19 protein-coding genes are annotated in these 18,714 nt (G+C 66.0%); 5 read left to right on the plus strand and 14 right to left on the minus strand.

All coding sequences use genetic code 11. From position 1 onward, the window contains the following. Positions 1-314 precede the first annotated feature (314 nt). The 8 genes from ACYKG1_RS10150 to ACYKG1_RS10185 form a co-directional block, all read right to left on the minus strand. Positions 315-488, minus strand: coding sequence for a hypothetical protein (locus tag ACYKG1_RS10150; protein WP_239669926.1), 174 nt, complete (start codon positions 486-488; stop codon positions 315-317). Between the two features lie 75 nt (positions 489-563). Beyond that, a complete protein-coding gene (locus tag ACYKG1_RS10155) occupies positions 564-911 on the minus strand; it encodes a hypothetical protein (RefSeq protein WP_478472589.1) in 348 nt (115 codons plus the stop codon). Positions 912-1,008: 97 nt separating this feature from the next. After that, positions 1,009-1,224, minus strand: coding sequence for a hypothetical protein (locus ACYKG1_RS10160; RefSeq protein WP_478472590.1), 216 nt, complete (start codon positions 1,222-1,224; stop codon positions 1,009-1,011). A gap of 98 nt (positions 1,225-1,322) precedes the next feature. After that, the gene (locus tag ACYKG1_RS10165) at positions 1,323-2,513 is read right to left on the minus strand and encodes a methyl-accepting chemotaxis protein (protein ID WP_049421939.1); all 1,191 of its coding nucleotides are present in this window, start codon (positions 2,511-2,513) and stop codon (positions 1,323-1,325) included. Positions 2,514-2,688: 175 nt separating this feature from the next. Further along, entirely contained in the window at positions 2,689-3,303 is a 615-nt protein-coding gene (gene hflD, locus ACYKG1_RS10170; RefSeq protein ID WP_010485865.1) for a high frequency lysogenization protein HflD, read from the minus strand. Further along, positions 3,300-4,442 carry a tRNA 2-thiouridine(34) synthase MnmA gene (gene mnmA / locus ACYKG1_RS10175; protein WP_100472222.1) on the minus strand — a complete coding sequence of 381 codons (1,143 nt, stop codon included), beginning with the start codon at positions 4,440-4,442 and terminating at the stop codon, positions 3,300-3,302. The genes hflD and mnmA overlap by 4 nt, the downstream gene beginning before the upstream one ends. After that, positions 4,439-4,900: an NUDIX hydrolase gene (locus ACYKG1_RS10180; protein ID WP_478472591.1), complete on the minus strand. Its 462-nt coding sequence runs from the start codon at positions 4,898-4,900 to the stop codon at positions 4,439-4,441. Before ACYKG1_RS10180 ends, mnmA begins: the two co-directional genes overlap by 4 nt. A gap of 1 nt (position 4,901) precedes the next feature. Further along, on the minus strand, positions 4,902-5,375 hold the full coding sequence (locus ACYKG1_RS10185) for a YbjN domain-containing protein (RefSeq protein WP_100472224.1): 474 nt from the start codon (positions 5,373-5,375) through the stop codon (positions 4,902-4,904). 112 nt (positions 5,376-5,487) lie between these two features. Between ACYKG1_RS10185 and clpS the strand changes: the two genes are divergently transcribed. Beyond that, positions 5,488-5,814: an ATP-dependent Clp protease adapter ClpS gene (clpS, locus tag ACYKG1_RS10190; RefSeq protein ID WP_006444529.1), complete on the plus strand. Its 327-nt coding sequence runs from the start codon at positions 5,488-5,490 to the stop codon at positions 5,812-5,814. A 76-nt stretch (positions 5,815-5,890) separates the two neighbouring features. On the opposite strand, the gene ACYKG1_RS10195 is transcribed toward clpS, so the two are convergent. Further along, the gene (locus ACYKG1_RS10195; RefSeq protein WP_100472225.1) at positions 5,891-6,703 is read right to left on the minus strand and encodes an APH(6) family putative aminoglycoside O-phosphotransferase; all 813 of its coding nucleotides are present in this window, start codon (positions 6,701-6,703) and stop codon (positions 5,891-5,893) included. Between the two features lie 138 nt (positions 6,704-6,841). On the opposite strand from ACYKG1_RS10195, the gene clpA reads away from it, so the two are divergent. Further along, on the plus strand, positions 6,842-9,127 hold the full coding sequence (gene clpA / locus ACYKG1_RS10200; protein ID WP_100472226.1) for an ATP-dependent Clp protease ATP-binding subunit ClpA: 2,286 nt from the start codon (positions 6,842-6,844) through the stop codon (positions 9,125-9,127). Positions 9,128-9,198: 71 nt separating this feature from the next. Here the strand turns inward: clpA and ACYKG1_RS10205 are convergent, their stop codons facing one another. The 3 genes from ACYKG1_RS10205 to aat all read right to left on the minus strand — a co-directional run bounded on the left by ACYKG1_RS10205 (position 9,199) and on the right by aat (position 10,827). Then, the gene (locus tag ACYKG1_RS10205) at positions 9,199-9,579 is read right to left on the minus strand and encodes a hypothetical protein (protein ID WP_478472593.1); all 381 of its coding nucleotides are present in this window, start codon (positions 9,577-9,579) and stop codon (positions 9,199-9,201) included. A gap of 202 nt (positions 9,580-9,781) precedes the next feature. Continuing rightward, entirely contained in the window at positions 9,782-10,000 is a 219-nt protein-coding gene (infA, locus tag ACYKG1_RS10210; RefSeq protein ID WP_005409596.1) for a translation initiation factor IF-1, read from the minus strand. 86 nt (positions 10,001-10,086) lie between these two features. Next, positions 10,087-10,827: a leucyl/phenylalanyl-tRNA--protein transferase gene (aat, locus tag ACYKG1_RS10215; RefSeq protein ID WP_262226839.1), complete on the minus strand. Its 741-nt coding sequence runs from the start codon at positions 10,825-10,827 to the stop codon at positions 10,087-10,089. A gap of 72 nt (positions 10,828-10,899) precedes the next feature. On the opposite strand from aat, the gene ACYKG1_RS10220 reads away from it, so the two are divergent. Continuing rightward, positions 10,900-12,168, plus strand: a complete 1,269-nt coding sequence (locus tag ACYKG1_RS10220) for a hypothetical protein (protein WP_478472595.1) — start codon at positions 10,900-10,902, stop codon at positions 12,166-12,168. Between the two features lie 58 nt (positions 12,169-12,226). Here ACYKG1_RS10220 and ACYKG1_RS10225 read toward each other — a convergent pair whose 3' ends face one another. Beyond that, a complete protein-coding gene (locus ACYKG1_RS10225) occupies positions 12,227-13,351 on the minus strand; it encodes a GNAT family N-acetyltransferase (protein WP_262082655.1) in 1,125 nt (374 codons plus the stop codon). A 191-nt stretch (positions 13,352-13,542) separates the two neighbouring features. Between ACYKG1_RS10225 and ACYKG1_RS10230 the strand changes: the two genes are divergently transcribed. Next, entirely contained in the window at positions 13,543-15,021 is a 1,479-nt protein-coding gene (locus ACYKG1_RS10230) for an N-acetylmuramoyl-L-alanine amidase family protein (protein ID WP_478472597.1), read from the plus strand. A gap of 99 nt (positions 15,022-15,120) precedes the next feature. On the opposite strand, the gene trxB is transcribed toward ACYKG1_RS10230, so the two are convergent. Beyond that, a complete protein-coding gene (gene trxB / locus ACYKG1_RS10235; protein ID WP_014037154.1) occupies positions 15,121-16,092 on the minus strand; it encodes a thioredoxin-disulfide reductase in 972 nt (323 codons plus the stop codon). Positions 16,093-16,325: 233 nt separating this feature from the next. Between trxB and ACYKG1_RS10240 the strand changes: the two genes are divergently transcribed. Beyond that, entirely contained in the window at positions 16,326-18,689 is a 2,364-nt protein-coding gene (locus ACYKG1_RS10240; RefSeq protein ID WP_100472231.1) for a DNA translocase FtsK, read from the plus strand. The last annotated feature ends 25 nt before the right edge of the window (positions 18,690-18,714 follow it).

Below are 18,714 nucleotides of genomic sequence, written 5' to 3' on the forward strand. Positions count from 1 at the left end.
CGACTCCGGTGGGTGCCGACCGTTGGTCGGCACGGATGCTCGCGCTCGCGATCATCCACGCAGGGCGTGGATCTACCTGATCCGTGCGGGCATCGCTTCGCCAACGACAGCATAACGCCGCGCAAAAACCAGCAGATCCACGCCATGCGTGGATGATGTCAACTCAGGCTTGCAGCGCCAGGTCAGTCATCTTCCACCAGATCGCCTAGGTCCAGGATCTGCGCATTTACACTGTGCGCGACAATGCTTCGGAGCAGTCCAGCCTTTGGCCGGAGGGCGTAGCAATGCATCGTATGGATGGGATTGAATTCCAGCTACGGGCAGGATGAGTGCCCCAGGATAACCGGCATGTTGAAACTGATGTCGTTGGGATCGTCCAGTGGCAGAGTCCATTTGCCGCCGTGATGTTCGTGCACGACATCGCCAAGATATCGCGCGAACACAAACCTCAAAGCATCCTGTTCGTCCTGCGACAGCGGCTCAGCCATTGATCCAGGCCATGCAACAAGTCCGAAAAGACGGAGGGTGGATGTTGATCGTGTGCATTCCCGCAAGTCGTGGATCTACCGGTTCATCAATGCGATGCCTGCGATCGAATAGCTGGCGATCAGCAGTCCGAGCACATACGCCGCCACGATGATCAGCCAATACGTCACCGGCTCGATCTCCCGCCATACATCAATGGTGCCGGCGCGGTGATGGCTCAGATGGACATGCCCGGTGCTGATGGCAGCTGCTGCCATCCAGGCGCATAGAAAGGCCATCAGCATGAAGAGCAGGCTGCCGAACAGGAATGCGACAGGTCGATGCCGGGGCGGCCGCAAGGTGGCGTAGGCGGGACGCCAGGTAAAGGTGACCGCGATGAGCACCATCGCAGCAAATCCCAGCCAGGTCATGAACGTGGTGCTCATGCGACGACACTCCGTGTCCAGCCATAGATGGCATGGGCGGATCATGCCATGGGTGTGGAACGGGTGGCGGTGAAGGCCATCCACGCATCGCGTGGATCTACTTCAGCGCTTCACCATCCAGCCCCAGGTCCCACGCCAGTCCCAGCAGCGCCTCATCCGCCCGTGACGGGCCAGGCCGCGCATCGGCCAGTTGCTGCAGCTCGCGGATCTCCTCGCGTGCCACCTCTTCCAGCTGCTGCAGCTGCTCACGCACGCTCGCGTTGCGCGGACGCTCGGTGTCGGCAAAGGAGGGCAGGGTGTGGATCAGGGTCATGGTGCGCTTGCAGGATGCATCCAAAGGCGGGTCACACGCAAAGGCCCCGGCAGAACCGGGGCCTCGCACGCTGCCGGCCGCGGCAGCGGACATCAGGATCAGAACAGCTCGACCGTGCCAGCACCCATGCTCTGCTGGGCAACCGGCTTGTGCGGCGGGCGTTCCCATTCGCTGCGCAGTTCGCGCAGGCGGTTGCCGGTGCGCTGCAGGGCGGTGGCGATCTCTTCGTCGAACACGCCGCCATTGCGGTGCAGCAGTTCCTGCAGGGCCACCGCCTCGCGGTTGATCGCGGTCAGGCGATCCAGGTGGGTGTGCACGCCGCCCAGCGCCTGGGTGGCGATGTCTTCGAACTGCAGGGCGCGCACGGCCTCGGCCACGCTGCCATCGATCGAACGGGCGCACTCGGAGACTTCGCGCATGCCGTCGCCCAGCGAGGCATTGATCTGCGCGACGTTGTCGAGCATCGCTGCTGCTTCCTGGCGCGCTTCGCGGGAGCGGTCCATGTCACGCGAGGCCATGTGCGAGACCGTCTCGCGCACCTTGGCGATGGCGTCCTTGGAGCTGTGCGCCAGCTTGCGGATCTGCTCGTTGAACGTGGTCGAGCGTTCGGACAGGTTGCGCACTTCGTCGGCGACCACCGCGAAGCCACGACCGGCTTCACCGGCACGCGCAGCTTCGATGGCAGCGTTCAGTGCCAGCAGGTTGGTCTGGTCGGCGATCGACTTGACGTCTTCCAGCAGCGCGAAGATGCCATCCAGGTGCTGTGCCATCTGGTCGATGTGCTGCACGGTGGTGCTGCTCTGGCCGCTCACTTGTTCCAGCGCTTCCACCAGCTGTTCCATGCGGTGGCTGGCGTGCTGGGCAAAACGGGCAACGTCGAGGCCGGCATTGCCTTCATCACCGGCGCGATCAACGATGCGCGACAGGGCCTGGCTCTGCTGGCGCGACTTGCGGTTCATCGCATCGAAGCTGCCGCCGAGGCTGGAAACCGCCTGGCGGATCAGGTCACGGGCGCGTTCCACTTCGCCACGCGAACCGTCGATCTCGTTGCCGACGAAGTTGCGCAGTTCGGTCAGCAGCTGGTCCTGCTCGCGCAGGACACGGGCATGTTCCGGGGAACGATGCGCCTGGGCGCGGGTGGTCCACCACGCAAAGCCGAGCCAGCTCAGCGTCATCGTGGTCAGGATCGCCCAGCGCAGGGCGGCCGGCCATTCGAAACCGATGGCGAAGGGGAGCAGCAGGGTCAGAGCCAGGGGGGCGGCCAGACGGATGAAAATGCGTGAGTACATGGACGTTCTCGGGAGGTGCACGGAGGATGTATCGGCCGTACCCCCTTTCTCTTTAACGTCGATGTGCCTCGAAGTGCATTCTGAATGCGCCGGTTTTCCGGCGCTGCCGGGCGATTCGGGGTCAGGCGGGGTCGGATCCCTTTTCCACGGGAAAAGGGCTCTGACCCCATGGGGCTCACGCCAGCTGCCGGTCCACAGCCTCGATCATCGCCTTGCGGCTGAACAGGAAGTCCCAGTAGCTGCCCCCCAGCTGGCGCCACAGCACCGCCGAACGCACCGCAGCCAGCAGCAGGGCGCGGATCTCGGCGACCACGCCGGCCTGGCCCAGGTAGTGCGGGTTGCCCTGGACCATCACCCGCGGCTTCAGGTGGCTGATGGTGTCTGCGTACAGGCCGCCCAGGTTGGCCAGCACGTCCGGGTGACCGCTGTCGCCCAGTTCGGTGGCCTGGCGCTGGGCGCGCTCGATGCCCGAGGCGACCTTGTTCACGGTGGCGCCGTCCTGCACGAAGCGCCGCTCCAGCTGCAGTACCGACAGGGCCAGCTTGGGCAGGATCGGGTCCTGGCCCTGGCTGCGGAAGTAGTTGTGCAGCAGGCGCAGGCCGGCCTTCAGTGCATGGCGGTCACCGAACACCTCCTGCGGCGAGGACGCGTCAACGCGGAATACGCTGTCCACGGCAGTGCGCACGGCGGCGGCGTCGGAATGGCCGGTATCGGCGATGCGGCGTACCTGCTGCAGGGCCTGGGCAATGCCGGCCAGGGCCAGGACGCGGTCGTCGACAGTGAAACTCATGCAGCGATTACCTCAAAAGGAGAAGGGGTGGTGCGCAGGCGCTGTTCCAGCGGCGCATCGGTGGCGGCGATCACTGCGCCACCCAGGCACACGTCACCGTCATACAGCACCAGTGATTGACCGGGCGTAACGGCGCGCTGCGGGCACGCGAAGGTGACCAGCACGCTGCCATCATCCAGCACCTCGACTGCACACGGCTCATCGGGCTGGCGGTAGCGGGTCTGTGCCGTGCACTCAAAACGGCGAGCCGGGGGCGAACCGGCAACCCAGTGCGCGGTCTCCGAACGCAGGCGGTCGGACAGCATCCACTTGCTGTCGCGGTCCTGGTCCACGTACAGCACGTTGCTGGCCACATCCTTGCCGACCACGTACCACGGCGCAGCGGGGCGGCCGCGCACGCCGCCGATGTTCAGGCCTTCGCGCTGCCCCAGGGTGAAATAGAACACCCCCGGGTGCTCGGCGATGACGCTGCCATCGGCCGGGTCGAGGATCTGGCCGGGCTTGGCCGGCAGGTAGCGGCCGAGGAACTCGCGGAAGTCGCGCTCGCCGATGAAGCAGATGCCGGTGGAGTCCTTCTTGGCATGGGTCGGTAGACCAACGTCGCGCGCGATGCGGCGCAGGTCGCTCTTTTCCAGGTCGCCGATCGGGAACAGGGTGGCAGCCAGCTGCGCCTGGCCCAGCTGGTGCAGGAAGTAGCTCTGGTCCTTGGAGCGGTCGGCACCGCGCAGCAGCAGCCACTGGCCGCCGCGCTGGGTCACCCGCGCGTAGTGGCCGGTGGCGATGCGCTCGGCGCCCAGCTCGCGCGCGGCATCCAGGAAGTGCTTGAACTTCACTTCGCGGTTGCACAGCACGTCCGGGTTCGGCGTGCGGCCGGCGGCGTACTCGGCCAGGAAGTGTTCGAACACACCCTGCCAGTACTCGCTGGAAAAATCGCGGAAGTGGAACGGGATGCCGAGCAGGCCGCAGACAGCCACCGCATCGCGGCGGTCGTCTTCGGCGCGGCAGTCGCCGCTGCCATCATCGGCCCAGTTCTGCATGAACAGGCCAGCCACGGCCTCGCCCTGCTGCACCAGGCGCCAGGCGGCGACCGAAGAGTCGACGCCACCGGAGACGCCCACCATTACACGCGGAGTGCTCATGCGACCTCCCGGACCAGCGAAAGCGGATGGCGTTGGCCACCCAGGTAATCGGCCACCACCTGCCATAGCAGCGGGCTGCGCTGGCGCTCGCCGGCGGCCTGCAGCTCGGCCGGGGTCAGCCACAGTGCGCGGTCGATGCCGGTGTCCAGCGGCTGCGCCGGGTCATGCGAGACCGGGCGCGCCGCATAGCAGAAACGCAGGAAGGCGGTGCCGTCGCCGGCGGTCCATTGGTAGCAGCCGATGAAATGGGTCAGCTGCACCGTCCAGCCGGTTTCCTCCCGGGTCTCGCGCAGGGCCGCCTCAGCCAGGCTTTCGCCCGGCTCGAGGTGGCCGGCCGGCTGGTTCAGCACCCGGCGCCCGTCGATGGTCTCTTCGACCAGCAACACGCGGCCGCCGTCGATCACCACCGTGGCGACAGTGGCGTGCGGTGCCCAGCGCGGGTCCGGCGTGGCGTTCAACTCAGAACTCGTCCTTCTTGGTCAGTTCCAGCTCCATCGCGTCGGCGGTGCGGATGGCCGCATCGATGGCGTCGCTGAGCTGGTCCGGGGTGGCATCGGCGTCGATCTTCACCACGAACATGGCCGTGGTGTCCTGCTTCACCCAGCCGCCCATCTTGGCATCCTGCGAATCCTCCAGCAGGCGGTTGGCCACGGCGACCGGGAACTGCTTGGTCTTGGCGCTGTAGGCCGGCGCCCAGATCTCGCGGATGTTGTGGGTGCCGAAGTCTTCCACCGCCGAGCGCACGTAGACCATCTGGGTGCGGTCACCCTCGACGTCGAAGACCATGCGGTAGTCGCCATCCTCGTCGACTTCGTAGGTGTAGCCCAGCTTGTCCAGGTGGCGGGCCACGGACTTGTCGGCCTGGGTCTCGGCGGCGGCGGAGCCGGCGGCGGCCAGAGCGATCAGCAGGGCGGGAAGAAGGGTCCTTTTCATGAAGATCCTGTGAAACAGTGTTGAGAGAGGGTGCAATTGTGACGGTGGGCGCGCGTGCCGTCCAATCTGCGTCGGGCCGACGCAGGCTTGCCCGAGCCTCTATAATGGGCAGATGCCCCATGAGTCTTCCCCCGATTCCCATCACGAGCACGGCGTAGCCGTGGAACCCGCGCGCCCGGAAGTGGCGCCGCCGCCGTTCTACCAGGTGATGCTGCTCAACGACGACTACACCCCGATGGATTTCGTGGTGGACGTGCTGCAGCAGTTCTTCAGCATGGACCTGGACAAGGCCACGCAGGTGATGTTGCACGTCCACACCCGCGGCCGCGGCGTCTGCGGGGTGTTCACCCGTGAAGTGGCCGAGACCAAGGTTGCTCAGGTCAACGAGTACTCGCGGATGAACCAGCACCCGCTGCTGTGCACGATGGAAAAGGCCTGACCGGCTGCCGATTCTCGTCCGGGCACATTGTTCCCGGATGGGTGTGCCCCCAAGGTGGGCACCTGCCAAGCACGGATCAGCCCTCCGCCAGCGCCTCCAGCGCCATCCGTGCCACCGCCTCGTCCACGTCGGCGGGGTCGCCGTCATCCCTGAACCACACTGCCGACAGCGCCATGCTGGCCGCGATCCAGCGCAGCAGGCGCGTGCGCTCCAGGCCGGCCAGTGCGCTTACCTGTTCCAGCCGGGCGGCAAACCGCTCGGGCCGGGTGGCCACATGGATGCCGGGGCCGCACAGGTCCGGATTGCTGAACATCGTCGTGTAGTCGAACGCGCGGTCGCCCAGCAGCCGCTTCGGGTCGATCGCCAGCCAGCCGCGCGCGCCGAAATCGAGCACATTGTCGTGGTGCAGGTCGCCGTGCAGCGGCCGGATCTCGCACTCCTCCTGCAGCAGTCCCTCCGCCAGTGATCTGCACTGTTCCAGCAGTGGCGGCAGCGCCGCCCTTGGCTGCAGCAGGTCGGCGAACCATGTACGCAGGCAGACCAGGTCGTCTGGCGGCGCACTCCGTGGCCGGTGCAACCGCAGCAGGACCTGGCACAGGATCGTGGTGCAGGCGTCATCGTCGCCCTCTATCGAACGTTTCCGCAGCGAGTCGCCGCCGGCACGTTCGATCAGGATCGCTGGTCCCTCGTGGGCCAGCAGGCGGGCGGCGCCGTCGCCAGCCCACCAGCGCAGCAGCCGATGGGCGTTCTGTTCCTCGGGTTCGTCGCCGACCTTCAGCATCGCCGGTTCGCCGGCGGCGGTCAGCACCGGCCAGAGCCGGGCGCGCGGTGTTTCGATGGCCTCGCCATCACGCCGCAATCGCCAGCGGCTCAGGTAGGGTTCGCTCATGCTGGGCGGGCTGTCCTGGAGTGAATGAAGATCAAGCAATTCGCACTGCTAACGCCATCTGAACGCAGCAATCCGCTAGGGTGATGGAAATCGCGTAGTCAGGCCGCATATTGTCCCCATCTGCCGCCGGAGTAATCCATGTTCAGCAAAGACCTCGAACACACCATCGGCCAGTGCTACAAGCGCGCCCGTGAGGCCCGGCATGAATTCATGACGGTCGAACACCTGCTGTTGGCACTGCTCGACAACCCGTCCGCCCAGGCCGTACTGAAGGCTTGCGGCGCCGACGCCGACCGCCTGCGCCAGGAGCTGGAGCAGGCCATCGAGGCCTCCGTGTCCCGCCTGGCCGAAGATGACGGCCGCGATACCCAGCCCACCCTGGGCTTCCAGCGCGTGCTGCAGCGGGCCGTGTACCACGTGCAGTCCTCGGGCAAGAAGGAGGTCACCGGCGCCAATGTGCTGGTCGCCATCTTCGGCGAAAAGGACTCGCATGCCGTCTATTACCTCAACCAGCAGGACGTCACCCGGCTGGACGTGGTCAATTACCTGTCCCATGGCATCGCCAAGCTGGGCGAGGAGGGCGAGCAGCCGTCCTCCTCCTCCGAGGGCGAAGGCCGCATCGAAGGCGGGGAGGGTGAGCCGAAGGGCGATGCCCTGGCCGAGTTCGCCAGCAACCTCAACGAACAGGCCCGGGCCGGTCGCATCGACCCGCTGGTCGGGCGTGCCGACGAGATCGAGCGCACCATCCAGGTCCTGTGCCGCCGCCGCAAGAACAACCCGCTGTACGTGGGCGAGGCCGGCGTGGGCAAGACCGCGATTGCCGAGGGCCTGGCCCGCCGCATCGTCGAGGGCTCGGTGCCCGAGGTGCTGGCCGACGCGGTGATCTATTCGCTCGACCTGGGCGCCCTGGTGGCTGGCACCAAGTACCGTGGCGACTTCGAGAAGCGCCTGAAGAGCGTGCTGACCGCGTTGAAGAAAGTGCCCAATGCGGTGCTGTTCATCGACGAGATCCACACCATCATCGGTGCCGGTTCGGCCTCGGGCGGCACCATGGATGCGTCCAACCTGATCAAGCCGGCGCTGGCCTCCGGTGAGCTGCGCTGCATCGGCTCGACCACCTTCCAGGAATACCGTGGCATCTTCGAGAAGGATCGGGCGCTGGCCCGCCGCTTCCAGAAGATCGACATCGTCGAGCCGACCGTCGGCGAGACCTACGAGATCCTGCAGGGGCTGAAGTCCAAGTACGAACTGCACCACGGCGTGACCTATTCCGACGAGGCGCTGCAGGCGGCGGTGGACCTGTCGGTGAAGCACATCGGCGACCGCCTGCTGCCGGACAAGGCCATCGACGTGATCGACGAGGCCGGCGCCCGTCAGCGCCTGCTGCCGGAAGGGCAGCGCAAGGAGCTGATCGACGTCGAGGAAGTGGAGGCGATCGTCGCCAAGATGGCGCGCATTCCCACCAAGCAGGTCAGCGCCACCGACAAGGATGTGCTGCAGCACCTGGAGCGCAACCTGAAGATGGTGATCTTCGGCCAGGATCCGGCCATCGAGACACTGTCCTCGGCGATCAAGCTGGCACGCTCCGGCCTTGGCAACCCGGAAAAGCCGATCGGCAACTTCCTGTTCGCCGGTCCGACCGGTGTCGGCAAGACCGAGGTGACCAAGCAGCTGGCGCTGCAGCTGGGCATCGAGCTGGTCCGCTTCGACATGTCCGAATACATGGAGCCGCATTCGATCAGTCGCCTGATCGGCGCCCCTCCGGGCTACGTTGGCTTCGACCAGGGCGGCCTGCTGACCGAGAAGATCGTCAAGACGCCGCACTGCGTGCTGCTGCTGGACGAAATCGAGAAGGCGCACCCGGACATCTTCAACATCCTGTTGCAGGTGATGGACCGCGGCGTGCTGACCGATACCAATGGTCGCGAAGCCAACTTCAAGAACGTGGTGCTGGTGATGACGACCAATGCCGGCGCGGCCCAGGCCTCGCGGCGCTCGATCGGCTTCACCAAGCAGGACCATGCCACCGACGCGATGGAGACGATCCGCCGCAGCTTCACCCCGGAATTCCGCAACCGCCTCGATGCGGTGGTGCAGTTCCAGGCGCTGGGCTTCGAGCACATCCTGCGCGTGGTCGACAAGTTCCTGATCGAGCTGGAGATGCTGCTGCAGGACAAGCACGTCAGCCTGTCGGCCACCCCGACCGCGCGCGACTGGCTGGCCCACCACGGCTTCGACCCGTTGATGGGTGCGCGCCCGATGGCCCGCGTGATCCAGGACAAGATCAAGCGTCCGCTGGCCGACGAGCTGCTGTTCGGCAAGCTGGTCAACGGCGGCAAGGTCAGCATCGATGTCCGCGACGACGAGCTGGTGGTCGAAACCCAAGCCGAACCGGAACGCCTGCTACCGGTCACGGTGGAGTGAGCTGACGCCGGGCCTGGCCCGGTGAGCTCGGGCAACAAGGGCGGCTCCGGCCGCCCTTGTCATGTGCGCGGTCAGCGGCTGCGCTGGCGGGTCTTCTTCTTGAAGGTGGCCTCGTCGATCGGCTCGATCTGCGCCACGGTGCAGCGGCTGGAGTCGGTCTGCAGCTGGCTGCGCCCGGCGGTGCACAGCAGGCCCTGCTGCCCTTCCGTGGAAAAGCTCAACTTCCGCGAGTAGCCCGCAGCGGAACAGTCGTCCTGGAAATGCACGACGTAGTGGTCCTGGCCATTGCGCAGCAGGATGTTGCGCGAGGCGCCGGCGCGCACCAGTTGCTGGTCGCTGCCCAGCTGGACGCAGTCACTGGTGGTGGAAGGGGTGTCGGCGGCGCGCGCGGGCGATGCGCTGGCGGACGCGACAACGGCGATGAGCAGGGTGGTCAGCGGGAGCGTGTTCATGGCGGGGCAGGGGATGGCGATCCGGACTGGATCGGCTCCCACGATGCCGCCACGCGTGCAGGGTCGAATCTGCCGCAAGCAGGGCTGACCGACGTCACGGTGAGTTCGGTCACGATGACCTCCGGCAGGGCCGGATTGCAGGCATGACAAAAGGCCAGCAACCAGGGCTGGCCTTGTCGAAGTGGCGCGGCGCGCCGACCGCTTACTTCATGCGGTAGGTGATACGACCCTTGGTCAGGTCGTACGGGGTCATTTCAACCTTGACCCGGTCACCGGTGAGGATGCGGATGTAGTTCTTGCGCATGCGGCCGGAGATGTGGGCGATGATTTCGTGCCCATTTTCCAGGCGAACGCGGAAAGTGGTGTTCGGCAGCGTCTCGCTGACGGTGCCCTCGAACTCGATGGAATCGTCTTTCGACATGTAGTCCTGTGCGGTTCAGAAAACGGCCACGCTGGGCCTAAGGCGCGGTATTTTACGCGTGACGGGCCCAGCTTGCAAAGTTTGTGTTAACCCCCGGCCAAACGCTGCGCCGGCAAGCGTCCGACCGCCTGCGTCCAGGGGCCTTCACGGCCGTCATGGCGCACCGCGTGGCGCACGTGCTCCAGAAACGCCGCGCGCGGCAGGTGTTCGGCGCCCATCCGCAGCAGGTGCGGATTCTCCACCTGGGCATCGATCAGCGCCCAGCCCCAGCCGTGAAGCGTGGATGCCAGCGCCGCCAGGGCGATCTTGGAGCCGCCGCTGGCGCCACTGAACATGCTCTCGCCGAAGAACATCGACCCGATCGCCACCCCATAGATGCCGCCGACCAGCGTCTGCCGGTCCCAGACCTCGAAGGAGTGGGCAAAGCCGAGATCGTGCAACTGGCTGTAGGCCTCAACCATCGCCGGGCTGATCCAGGTGCCGTCCTGGCCGGGCCGAGGCGCTGCCGCACAGGCGCGCATCACCCGGCTGAAGGCGGTGTCGGCGGTGACCTCCCAGGTGCTGCCGCGCAACTGGCGGCGGAAGCGGCTGGACAGGTGCACGCCATCGGTCCGGAACACCATGCGCGGGTCGGGCGACCACCACAGGATCGGCTCGCCCTCGCTGAACCACGGAAAGATACCGCCGGCGTAGGCGTTGAGCAGGCGCGCCGGATGCAGGTCGCCGCCCACCGCAAGCAGGCCGTCGGGCTGGCGCAGGGCGGTCTCGGCCGGCGGGAAGGGGGCGTCCGGCGCATCGGCCAGGCGCCAGGGCAGCTGGCGGGTCATGCCGCCATTGTATTCGCCGTGGTGATGGTTGATGTCTGGCACCATCACGCTTCACCGGCAAGGAGCCTGCGAATGAGCGACCCGATCCCAGCCATCCTCGACGTGCATGACACCCCGCGCACGCGCAACGACAGCCAAGGCATGCTGCTGTCGCTGGCCAGCGAGCATCCGCATCAGCTAGGGGAGTTGATGCTGCAGGCCTTGGTGCGACGCTCACCGGGCTCGGCCTTCCTCGACATGGCGCTGGACCTGCTGCCGGATGAGGCGGTGCCCGCAGTCGCGGCCGATGCATGGCGCCGCTATCGCGAGGGCGAGCGCGGTGAACTGCTGGCCAGCGTGATGGCGTTCGCCAGCTACCAGGCGCCGCAGGTGCTGCAGGAAGATTGGGAGGCGTTGCTGGCGGTGGCCCACGAAGATCAGGTGCAGTTGGCCTCGCAGGTCTGGCAGGGCCTGTCCGCCGCGACCGCCGCACACTGGGCACAGATGCTGGCCGAGGCCGGGGATGATCGGGAGATGGCGCGCGCGAGGGCGCTGCTGCTTGCTGCTCAGCCCGAAACCTACACCGTAGCCCGGGGCTACCTCGTCGACTGGGGCCAGCTGGATGCCGAGATCTGGGTGCACTGGGCTGGCGTGGCCAACGGTCCGCTGCCGCGCCGCCTGTACGGTGAGAGGCCACTGCACATCCGCTTCGGCCGTGAGCAGCACCGCGCGCAGTTGGCCGATGAGCCAAGCTGGCGCAAGCGCATCTGGCGCCTGCATCCGACCTGGAATGGAGGCGAGGTGCATCACACGGGCCGCATGGGTGGGCTGCTGGACGCACTGTGCGGTGGTTGTCACGCGCCGCTGCAGCGCCTGCTGCAGACCCATGCTGCCGTACTGCAGCCCGGCGCGGAGGGTGAGGTTACGCTGGGGCTCTGCCTGGATTGCTGCGGCTGGGAAGAGCCGCCGGTGCGCTTCTATCGCCACGATGCCGACGGCCTACCCAATTGCCATCCCAGCCAGTATCGCGCGGTGCCGAATACGCCCACCGACAGTGGCGACCTGATGCAGGCCGAGGTGGGCCTTGTGGCCCTGGAAAGCGTGCGCTGGCAGCAACAGGACTGGGGCCAGTCCAACCATCGGCAGAACCTGTCGCGCGTGGGTGGTGCGCCGAGCTGGGTGCAGAGCGCCTGGTACCCGGCGTGCATCGATTGCGGCGAGGAGATGCCGTTCGTGATGCAGCTGGATTCAACGCTGCCGACCACGGCTGAGGGCACGCTGCTGTGGGGCAGCGGCGGCATGCTCTATACGTTCTGGTGCGCAACGTGCCGGGTGAGTGGGCACTTCTGGCAGTGCACCTGAGCGCAGTACGCGCCCCATCGCGCCGGTAGGTGCCAACCTTGGTTGGCACGCTTTTCCACTACGGCCCTGCGCGGAACGGCCCATGCCCCTGCAGTTCCTGCCGGTAACGCCGCACATCCCGACGCTCCTGCCGGCACCAGTCCTGCAGCGCTTCTGCAAACTCCGCATCGGCCACCCAGTGCCGGCTGCGCACCAGTGCCGGCAGGAAGCCGCGCGCCAGCTTGTGCTCGCCCTGTGCGCCGGGCTCGAATCGGCTCAGCCCCTCGCGCAGGCAGTACTCGATGCCCTGGTAGTAGCAGGCCTCGAAGTGCAGGCCAGGCAGGGTGGCGCCGCCCCAGTAACGGCCGTAGAGCGTGTGGCCGCCACGCAGGCACAGTGCACCGGCAATCGGCTGGCCCTCCTGCTCGGCCAGGAACAGCACCAGCCCGCGTCCCAATGAAATGGCCAGATGACGCAGGAACGCCTCGGTCAGCGCCGGGGCATTGCCGTATTCGAGGAAGGTCTGCAGGTAGAAACGGTACATGGCCTGCAGGTCGGCGCGGCTGGCCTCGTCGCCATGTACTACGCGGAACGTGATGCCCTGGCGGGTGACCTTGGCCCGTTCCTGGCGGATGTTCTTGCGGTGCTTGTGATCCATCGCGCCGAGGAACTGATCGAAGGTCGCCCACTCACCCGGATTCTGCCACTGGAACTGCACGTCCTCACGCAGCAGCCAGTCATCGCCGAACAGCGCCTCGTCGCCCGCTGTGTGGAAATTGATATGAGCCGAGGACACGTGCAGTGCGGGCAGCGCATCACGCAATGCCGACAGCAACGCGGCGCGTTCTGAATCGTGACGGGCCAGCAGGCGCGGGCCGGTGACCGGCGAGTACGGCACCGCGCCCAGCCATTTCGGGTAGTAGTCACGGCCATGCCGGGCATAGGCGTTGGCCCAGGCGTGGTCGAACACGAACTCGCCGTGCGAATTGGTCTTCAGGTAACCCGGTATGGCGCCAACCAGGTGGTCGCCCTCCCACAGCGTGAAGTGCCGGGGCTGCCAGCCCCAGTCCTCGCGCAGGCAGCCGTGTTGTTCCAGGCCAGACAGGAAGGCATGGCTGACGAACGGGTTCTGGCCGTCGTGCAGCGCATCCCAGTCGGTGGCGGGAATGGACTGCAGAGAGTCGAGGAAGCGGGCGGAGGGCATGGTTGGCAAGGATAGGCCAGGTGGATCGCGAACGGTGTTGGCGGGGCTGGGTTGGTTTGTTCCGGTTGGGGGTGAGGGAAGTTTGAAATCTCCATCCGTGTGCGCTTGGTGCGGAATTACCGGCGCACGGCTCGGCAGGGTGGCGGGGCGCTGCATGAGCGGCGCGCATCCCACCCATGGAGGAATCAACAATGAAAGGATTGAAGCTTGCAACTGCCGTGGTCGCGTGCGGCCTGTTCTTTGTGCCGCCCGTGTTGGCTTCTGCAGCCGAGATCTCGAAGGCAGCGGAAGATCCGGGCGCCTATGCAGAGTTGGTGGCGCTGCTTGAGCGCGAAATTTCCTCCCAGTTGACACGCCATCTGCAAGAGAAGGGCAGGTTGCGCCAAGTGACTGTGAGCGTAGCGGTAGATCCGCAAAAGCGCAGGATGGTCGTCGACTTCGGCTCCGGATACCTTCCGGGCAACGACCAGAACTATGGAGAGCTCTTCCTCATACCGCTGGCCGCTGATCTTCGGCACTACTCCGATCAGGCGGGCCTGGAAATCCTGGACGTGGAGTTCCTTTTTCAGGGTAAGCCAATGGAGGCGCATTTCCCGGAAGATCACCCTGCGCCAAGAGCGGCGAAATCCCGGTCCGCACACGCGCAGGCTCTGGTTTCGTCAAGCCATGGGTACATTGCCTTGCATCCCAGCAGGGCGTGGGAATTTCAACGACCAGCCCCGCTCGGACTGCAGGAGGATGTATTGAGCCCAACATACGGAGACGAACTGCAGGGCTTTCTGGAGCAACGAAGCGGATTGGTCGTGCATCGAGCACGCAGTCGTTCTACGGACCCGCATCCGGAGTCGGGCCACCCTTGGGAACATATGTCTGCCAGGTATCACTTGAAAACGCTCCTTCCTGAGCGTGCTGACATCTGGAACGAGCTGCCAAACAGCTCCGATAGCGATCGTGAAGTCAAGGAGGACATCCGTGCTCGCCCCAACTATGCCAATCATCTTGGTGTGGATGTGATGCTGAGCCTGCACACAAACGGAAACTCGTCCCCCAGTGTTCGTGGGGCCGAGGTCTATCACCATCGTGCCAAGCCTGAGGACAAGGCGCTGGGTGACAGCATTCTGTGCGGCATGAGAGAAGTAATCCATGCCCAGCCGGGGTACGAGAACTTTCCTGTTCGAGCCGAATCGGCTGCTGATGCGCACGGCGAAAACCGCATCGGGAGGATGCCCTCGGTGATCGTCGAAACCGCCTACCACTCCAATCCTGATGATGTGGCGGCATTGCAGGACCCCGTCTTCCGCTCGGCGTCGATGAAAGGGGTGGAGAAGGGCTATCGCCTGTGGGCAACGGGAAAGCCCTGCGAGCCGCTGGCCCTGCATCCGATCCCGGATATCGATGTCCCGATTCAGGCGGCCCGGGACGTTGAACTGGGCTATGCCGGGAATCCTCAGTATCCGTTGTCTGTGGAGCTCTCGCTGGCATCCTGTTCGGAGGCGGGCGCATGCACGCCCTGGGCGACGACATTCGATGACCCTGCCAAGCCACTGACCATCAATCTCGCCTGCAATGGCCCAAGTCCAGGTGTCGCGCGCTGGAGTGTTGTGCTGCGCGATGCGGATGGGGTTGCCACGACACCCGTCGAGTTCTCGCAGGCGTGCGTGCGAGCGTGAGGGCGGGCTTCGGTCTGCCAGGCATGGCCTGGCACTACTGAAAGCACAAAGGCCGGCGCTTTCGCGCCGGCCTTTGGTCTGGGTCGAGCATGGCTCGACTCAGCTGGCCTTGCCCTGCGCGTCCAGGTAGCGCTCGGCGTCCAGTGCGGCCATGCAGCCGAAGCCGGCCGAGGTGATCGCCTGGCGGTAGTGCTGGTCGGCCACGTCGCCGGCGGCGAACACGCCTTCCACCGAGGTCTGGGTGGCGTTGCCGCCCAGGCCCGAGCGGATCTCCAGGTAGCCGTTGTTCATCGCCAGCTGGCCGTCGAACAGGGTGGTGTTCGGGTGGTGGCCGATGGCCACGAAGAAGCCGTGGGCGTCGATGTCGCGGGTGCTGCCGTCCAGGGTGGACTTCACGCGCACGCCGGTCACGCCGGCGTCGTTGCCCAGCACTTCCTCCACCTGATGGTGCCAGACGGTCTCGATCTTGCCTTCGGCTACCTTCTTGAACAGCTTGTCCTGCATGATCTTTTCCGCCTTCAGGGTGTCGCGGCGGTGGACCAGATAGACCTTGCGGGCGATGTTGGACAGGTACAGCGCCTCTTCCACGGCGGTATTGCCGCCGCCGACCACGACCACGTCCTGGTCACGGTAGAAGAAGCCGTCACAAGTGGCGCAGGCGGACACGCCGCGGCCCTTGAACTCGTCCTCGGTCGGGATGCCGAGGTACTTGGCGGTGGCGCCGGTAGCGATGATCAGGGCATCGCAGGTGTACTCGTGGCTGTCGCCGATCAGCTTGAACGGGCGCTGGGAGACGTCGGCGGTGTGAATGTGGTCGAAGATGACCTCGGTCTCGAAACGCTCGGCGTGGGCCTGCATGCGCGCCATCAGGTCCGGGCCCATCAGGCCATGGGCGTCGCCCGGCCAGTTGTCCACCTCGGTGGTGGTCATCAGCTGGCCGCCCTGCTGCAGGCCGGTGATGACAACCGGCTTCAGGTTGGCGCGGGCGGCGTAGACGGCGGCGGTCCAACCGGCCGGGCCGGAACCGAGGATGACGAGGCGCTGGTGGCGGGAGGGCAGGCTGGTGCTCATGTAGACTCGCGAAAAGGTAGATGGGACAAGGCGCTGGCGATGTTTGCGCAGCATCCGTGGCTGGTCATAGAGTGGCGGCTGGGGCAGGGCGATTCAAGCCGATGAACAGAACGCCGTCATCCAGCGGTGGTTCCGGCCCTCGGATTGCCCTGCCGGACGTCGCATAACTGAAAACTGACGCCGTCTCATTTATTATCAATCACTAACAGCGCATTCCAAAGGTATGGTCTAAGGTGGCGAAGCAGGTCCCCGAACGCTCCAAGTCCGACGACAGCAAGGCGTCACGTCGCACGGCCGCGGCGGCGGCGACGACCGACAATCCACGCCGCCAGCGCCTCTGGCGCGATCTGGGCCTGATCGCGATCGCGCCGGCCCTGCTGTATCTGGCGGCCAGTCTTTTCACTTATTCAGCGACGGATCCGGGTTGGTCGCACACCGGCAGCGTGGTCGCACCGGTGCACAACCTCGGCGGCCGTGCAGGGGCCTGGATCGCCGACGTGCTGCTGCAGCTGTTCGGCTACATCGCCTTCCTGCTGCCGGTGGTGCTGGGCGCGCTGGCGTGGATCGCCATGTTCGGCCTCAAGCGCGAGAGCAAGGGCGAGAACGACCTGGACCCGGCGCTTCGCCTGGTCGGCCTGGTCGGTTTCCTGATCGCCGGCACCGGCTTCCTGCATGTTCGCCTGTTCAGTGGCGACGTCTCCAGCGCTGGCGGCATCCTCGGCAAGCTGGTCGGCAATTCACTCACGGTGGGCTTTGGGGCGCTGGGTGCGAACCTGTTCGTGCTGGTGCTGCTGTTGGCCTCGATTACCCTGGCCACCGGGCTGTCCTGGTTCACGGTGATGGAGAAGATCGGCCGCGGCGTGATGTCGCTGGCGCCGTTGCTGGCGCGCAAGAAGGAGGAAGTCACCGAGTGGCAGCAGACCCGGGTGATGCGGGAGGAGCGCCAGGAAGTGCGCAAGGCCGATGCCGAGGTGCGCGCCAAGCGCGAGCCGGTGAAGATCGAGCCACGCCCGGAGCCGGTGATCGAGAAGAGTGACCGGGCCAAGCGCGATACGCAGATCCCGATGTTCCGTGGCGTCAACGGCGACGGCTCGGACCTGCCGCCGCTGGCCCTGCTGGACGACCCCAAGCCGCAGCCGGTGGGCTACGACAAGGAAACCCTGGACGCGCTGTCGCGGCAGATCGAGTTCAAGCTGAAGGACTTCCGCATCGACGCCCAGGTGGTCGCTGCCAACCCGGGCCCGGTGATCACCCGCTTCGAGATCGAGCCGGCGCCGGGCATCAAGGTCAGCCAGATCAGTTCGCTGGACAAGGACATCGCGCGCGGCCTGTCGGTGAAGTCGGTGCGCGTGGTCGACGTGATTCCGGGCAAGTCGGTGATCGGCCTGGAGATTCCCAACGTCACCCGCGAGATGATCTACCTGTCCGAGCTGCTGCGCTCGAAGGAATACGACAAGTCGGCCAGCGTGCTGACCCTGGCGCTGGGCAAGGACATCGCCGGGCGCTCGACCGTGGCCGACCTGGCGCGCATGCCGCACCTGCTGGTGGCCGGTACCACCGGTTCGGGCAAGTCGGTGGCGGTCAATGCGATGGTGCTGAGCCTGCTGTTCAAGGCCTCGCCGAAAGACCTGCGGATGCTGATGATCGACCCGAAGATGCTCGAACTGAGTGTCTACCAGGGCATTCCGCATCTGCTCGCGCCGGTGGTCACCGACATGAAGGAGGCCGCCAACGGCCTGCGCTGGTGCGTGGCCGAGATGGAGCGCCGCTACAAGCTGATGAGCGCGGTGGGCGTGCGCAACCTGGCGGGCTTCAACAAGAAGGTGAAGGAAGCGCAGGACGCCGGCCAGCCGCTGATGGACCCGCTGTTCAAGCCGAACCCGGAACTGGGCGAGGCGCCGCGGCCGCTGGAGACGCTGCCGTTCATCGTCATCTTCATCGACGAATTCGCCGACATGATGATGATCGTCGGCAAGAAGGTGGAAGAGCTGATCGCGCGCCTGGCACAGAAGGCGCGTGCGGCCGGCATCCACCTGATCCTGGCCACGCAGCGCCCGTCGGTGGACGTGATCACCGGCCTGATCAAGGCCAACATCCCGACCCGCATCGCCTTCCAGGTCAGCTCCAAGATCGACTCGCGCACCATCCTCGACCAGTCCGGCGCGGAAACCCTGCTGGGCCACGGCGACATGCTGTACCTGCCGCCGGGTACCGCCATGCCCGAGCGCGTGCACGGCGCCTTCGTCTCCGACGAGGAAGTGCACCGCGTGGTCGAACATCTCAAGGCGATGGGCCCGGCCGACTATGTCGACGGCGTGCTGGACGAAGTGCAGACGATGGGCGATGGCGTAGTCGTCGGCGCCACCGGCCTGCCCGAGAACAGCTCGTCCGGCGACGAGTCCGACCCGTTGTATGACGAAGCGCTGCGGGTGGTCACCGAGACCCGTCGCGCTTCGATTTCCGGCGTGCAGCGCCGGCTGAAGATCGGCTACAACCGTGCAGCGCGACTGATCGAGGCCATGGAAGCGGCCGGCGTGGTCAGCCCGCCCGAGCACAACGGCGACCGCACGGTGCTGGCACCGCCACCGCCGAAGTAGGACCCGACGTATCCCCCACGACGTC

Source organism: Stenotrophomonas sp. 85239_Sma (assembly GCF_056481725.1).

What these genes read in the sequence shown, in the direction of transcription:
- ACYKG1_RS10150 (WP_239669926.1), bottom strand. Translation starts at nt 488, where the DNA reads ATGGCTGAGCCGCTGTCGCAGGACGAACAGGATGCTTTGAGGTTTGTG.
- ACYKG1_RS10155 (WP_478472589.1), bottom strand. Translation starts at nt 911, where the DNA reads ATGAGCACCACGTTCATGACCTGGCTGGGATTTGCTGCGATGGTGCTC.
- ACYKG1_RS10160 (WP_478472590.1), bottom strand. Translation starts at nt 1,224, where the DNA reads ATGACCCTGATCCACACCCTGCCCTCCTTTGCCGACACCGAGCGTCCG.
- ACYKG1_RS10165 (WP_049421939.1), bottom strand. Translation starts at nt 2,513, where the DNA reads ATGTACTCACGCATTTTCATCCGTCTGGCCGCCCCCCTGGCTCTGACC.
- hflD (WP_010485865.1), bottom strand. Translation starts at nt 3,303, where the DNA reads ATGAGTTTCACTGTCGACGACCGCGTCCTGGCCCTGGCCGGCATTGCC.
- mnmA (WP_100472222.1), bottom strand. Translation starts at nt 4,442, where the DNA reads ATGAGCACTCCGCGTGTAATGGTGGGCGTCTCCGGTGGCGTCGACTCT.
- ACYKG1_RS10185 (WP_100472224.1), bottom strand. Translation starts at nt 5,375, where the DNA reads ATGAAAAGGACCCTTCTTCCCGCCCTGCTGATCGCTCTGGCCGCCGCC.
- clpS (WP_006444529.1), top strand. Translation starts at nt 5,488, where the DNA reads ATGCCCCATGAGTCTTCCCCCGATTCCCATCACGAGCACGGCGTAGCC.
- ACYKG1_RS10195 (WP_100472225.1), bottom strand. Translation starts at nt 6,703, where the DNA reads ATGAGCGAACCCTACCTGAGCCGCTGGCGATTGCGGCGTGATGGCGAG.
- clpA (WP_100472226.1), top strand. Translation starts at nt 6,842, where the DNA reads ATGTTCAGCAAAGACCTCGAACACACCATCGGCCAGTGCTACAAGCGC.
- ACYKG1_RS10205 (WP_478472593.1), bottom strand. Translation starts at nt 9,579, where the DNA reads ATGAACACGCTCCCGCTGACCACCCTGCTCATCGCCGTTGTCGCGTCC.
- infA (WP_005409596.1), bottom strand. Translation starts at nt 10,000, where the DNA reads ATGTCGAAAGACGATTCCATCGAGTTCGAGGGCACCGTCAGCGAGACG.
- aat (WP_262226839.1), bottom strand. Translation starts at nt 10,827, where the DNA reads ATGACCCGCCAGCTGCCCTGGCGCCTGGCCGATGCGCCGGACGCCCCC.
- ACYKG1_RS10220 (WP_478472595.1), top strand. Translation starts at nt 10,900, where the DNA reads ATGAGCGACCCGATCCCAGCCATCCTCGACGTGCATGACACCCCGCGC.
- ACYKG1_RS10225 (WP_262082655.1), bottom strand. Translation starts at nt 13,351, where the DNA reads ATGCCCTCCGCCCGCTTCCTCGACTCTCTGCAGTCCATTCCCGCCACC.
- ACYKG1_RS10230 (WP_478472597.1), top strand. Translation starts at nt 13,543, where the DNA reads ATGAAAGGATTGAAGCTTGCAACTGCCGTGGTCGCGTGCGGCCTGTTC.
- trxB (WP_014037154.1), bottom strand. Translation starts at nt 16,092, where the DNA reads ATGAGCACCAGCCTGCCCTCCCGCCACCAGCGCCTCGTCATCCTCGGT.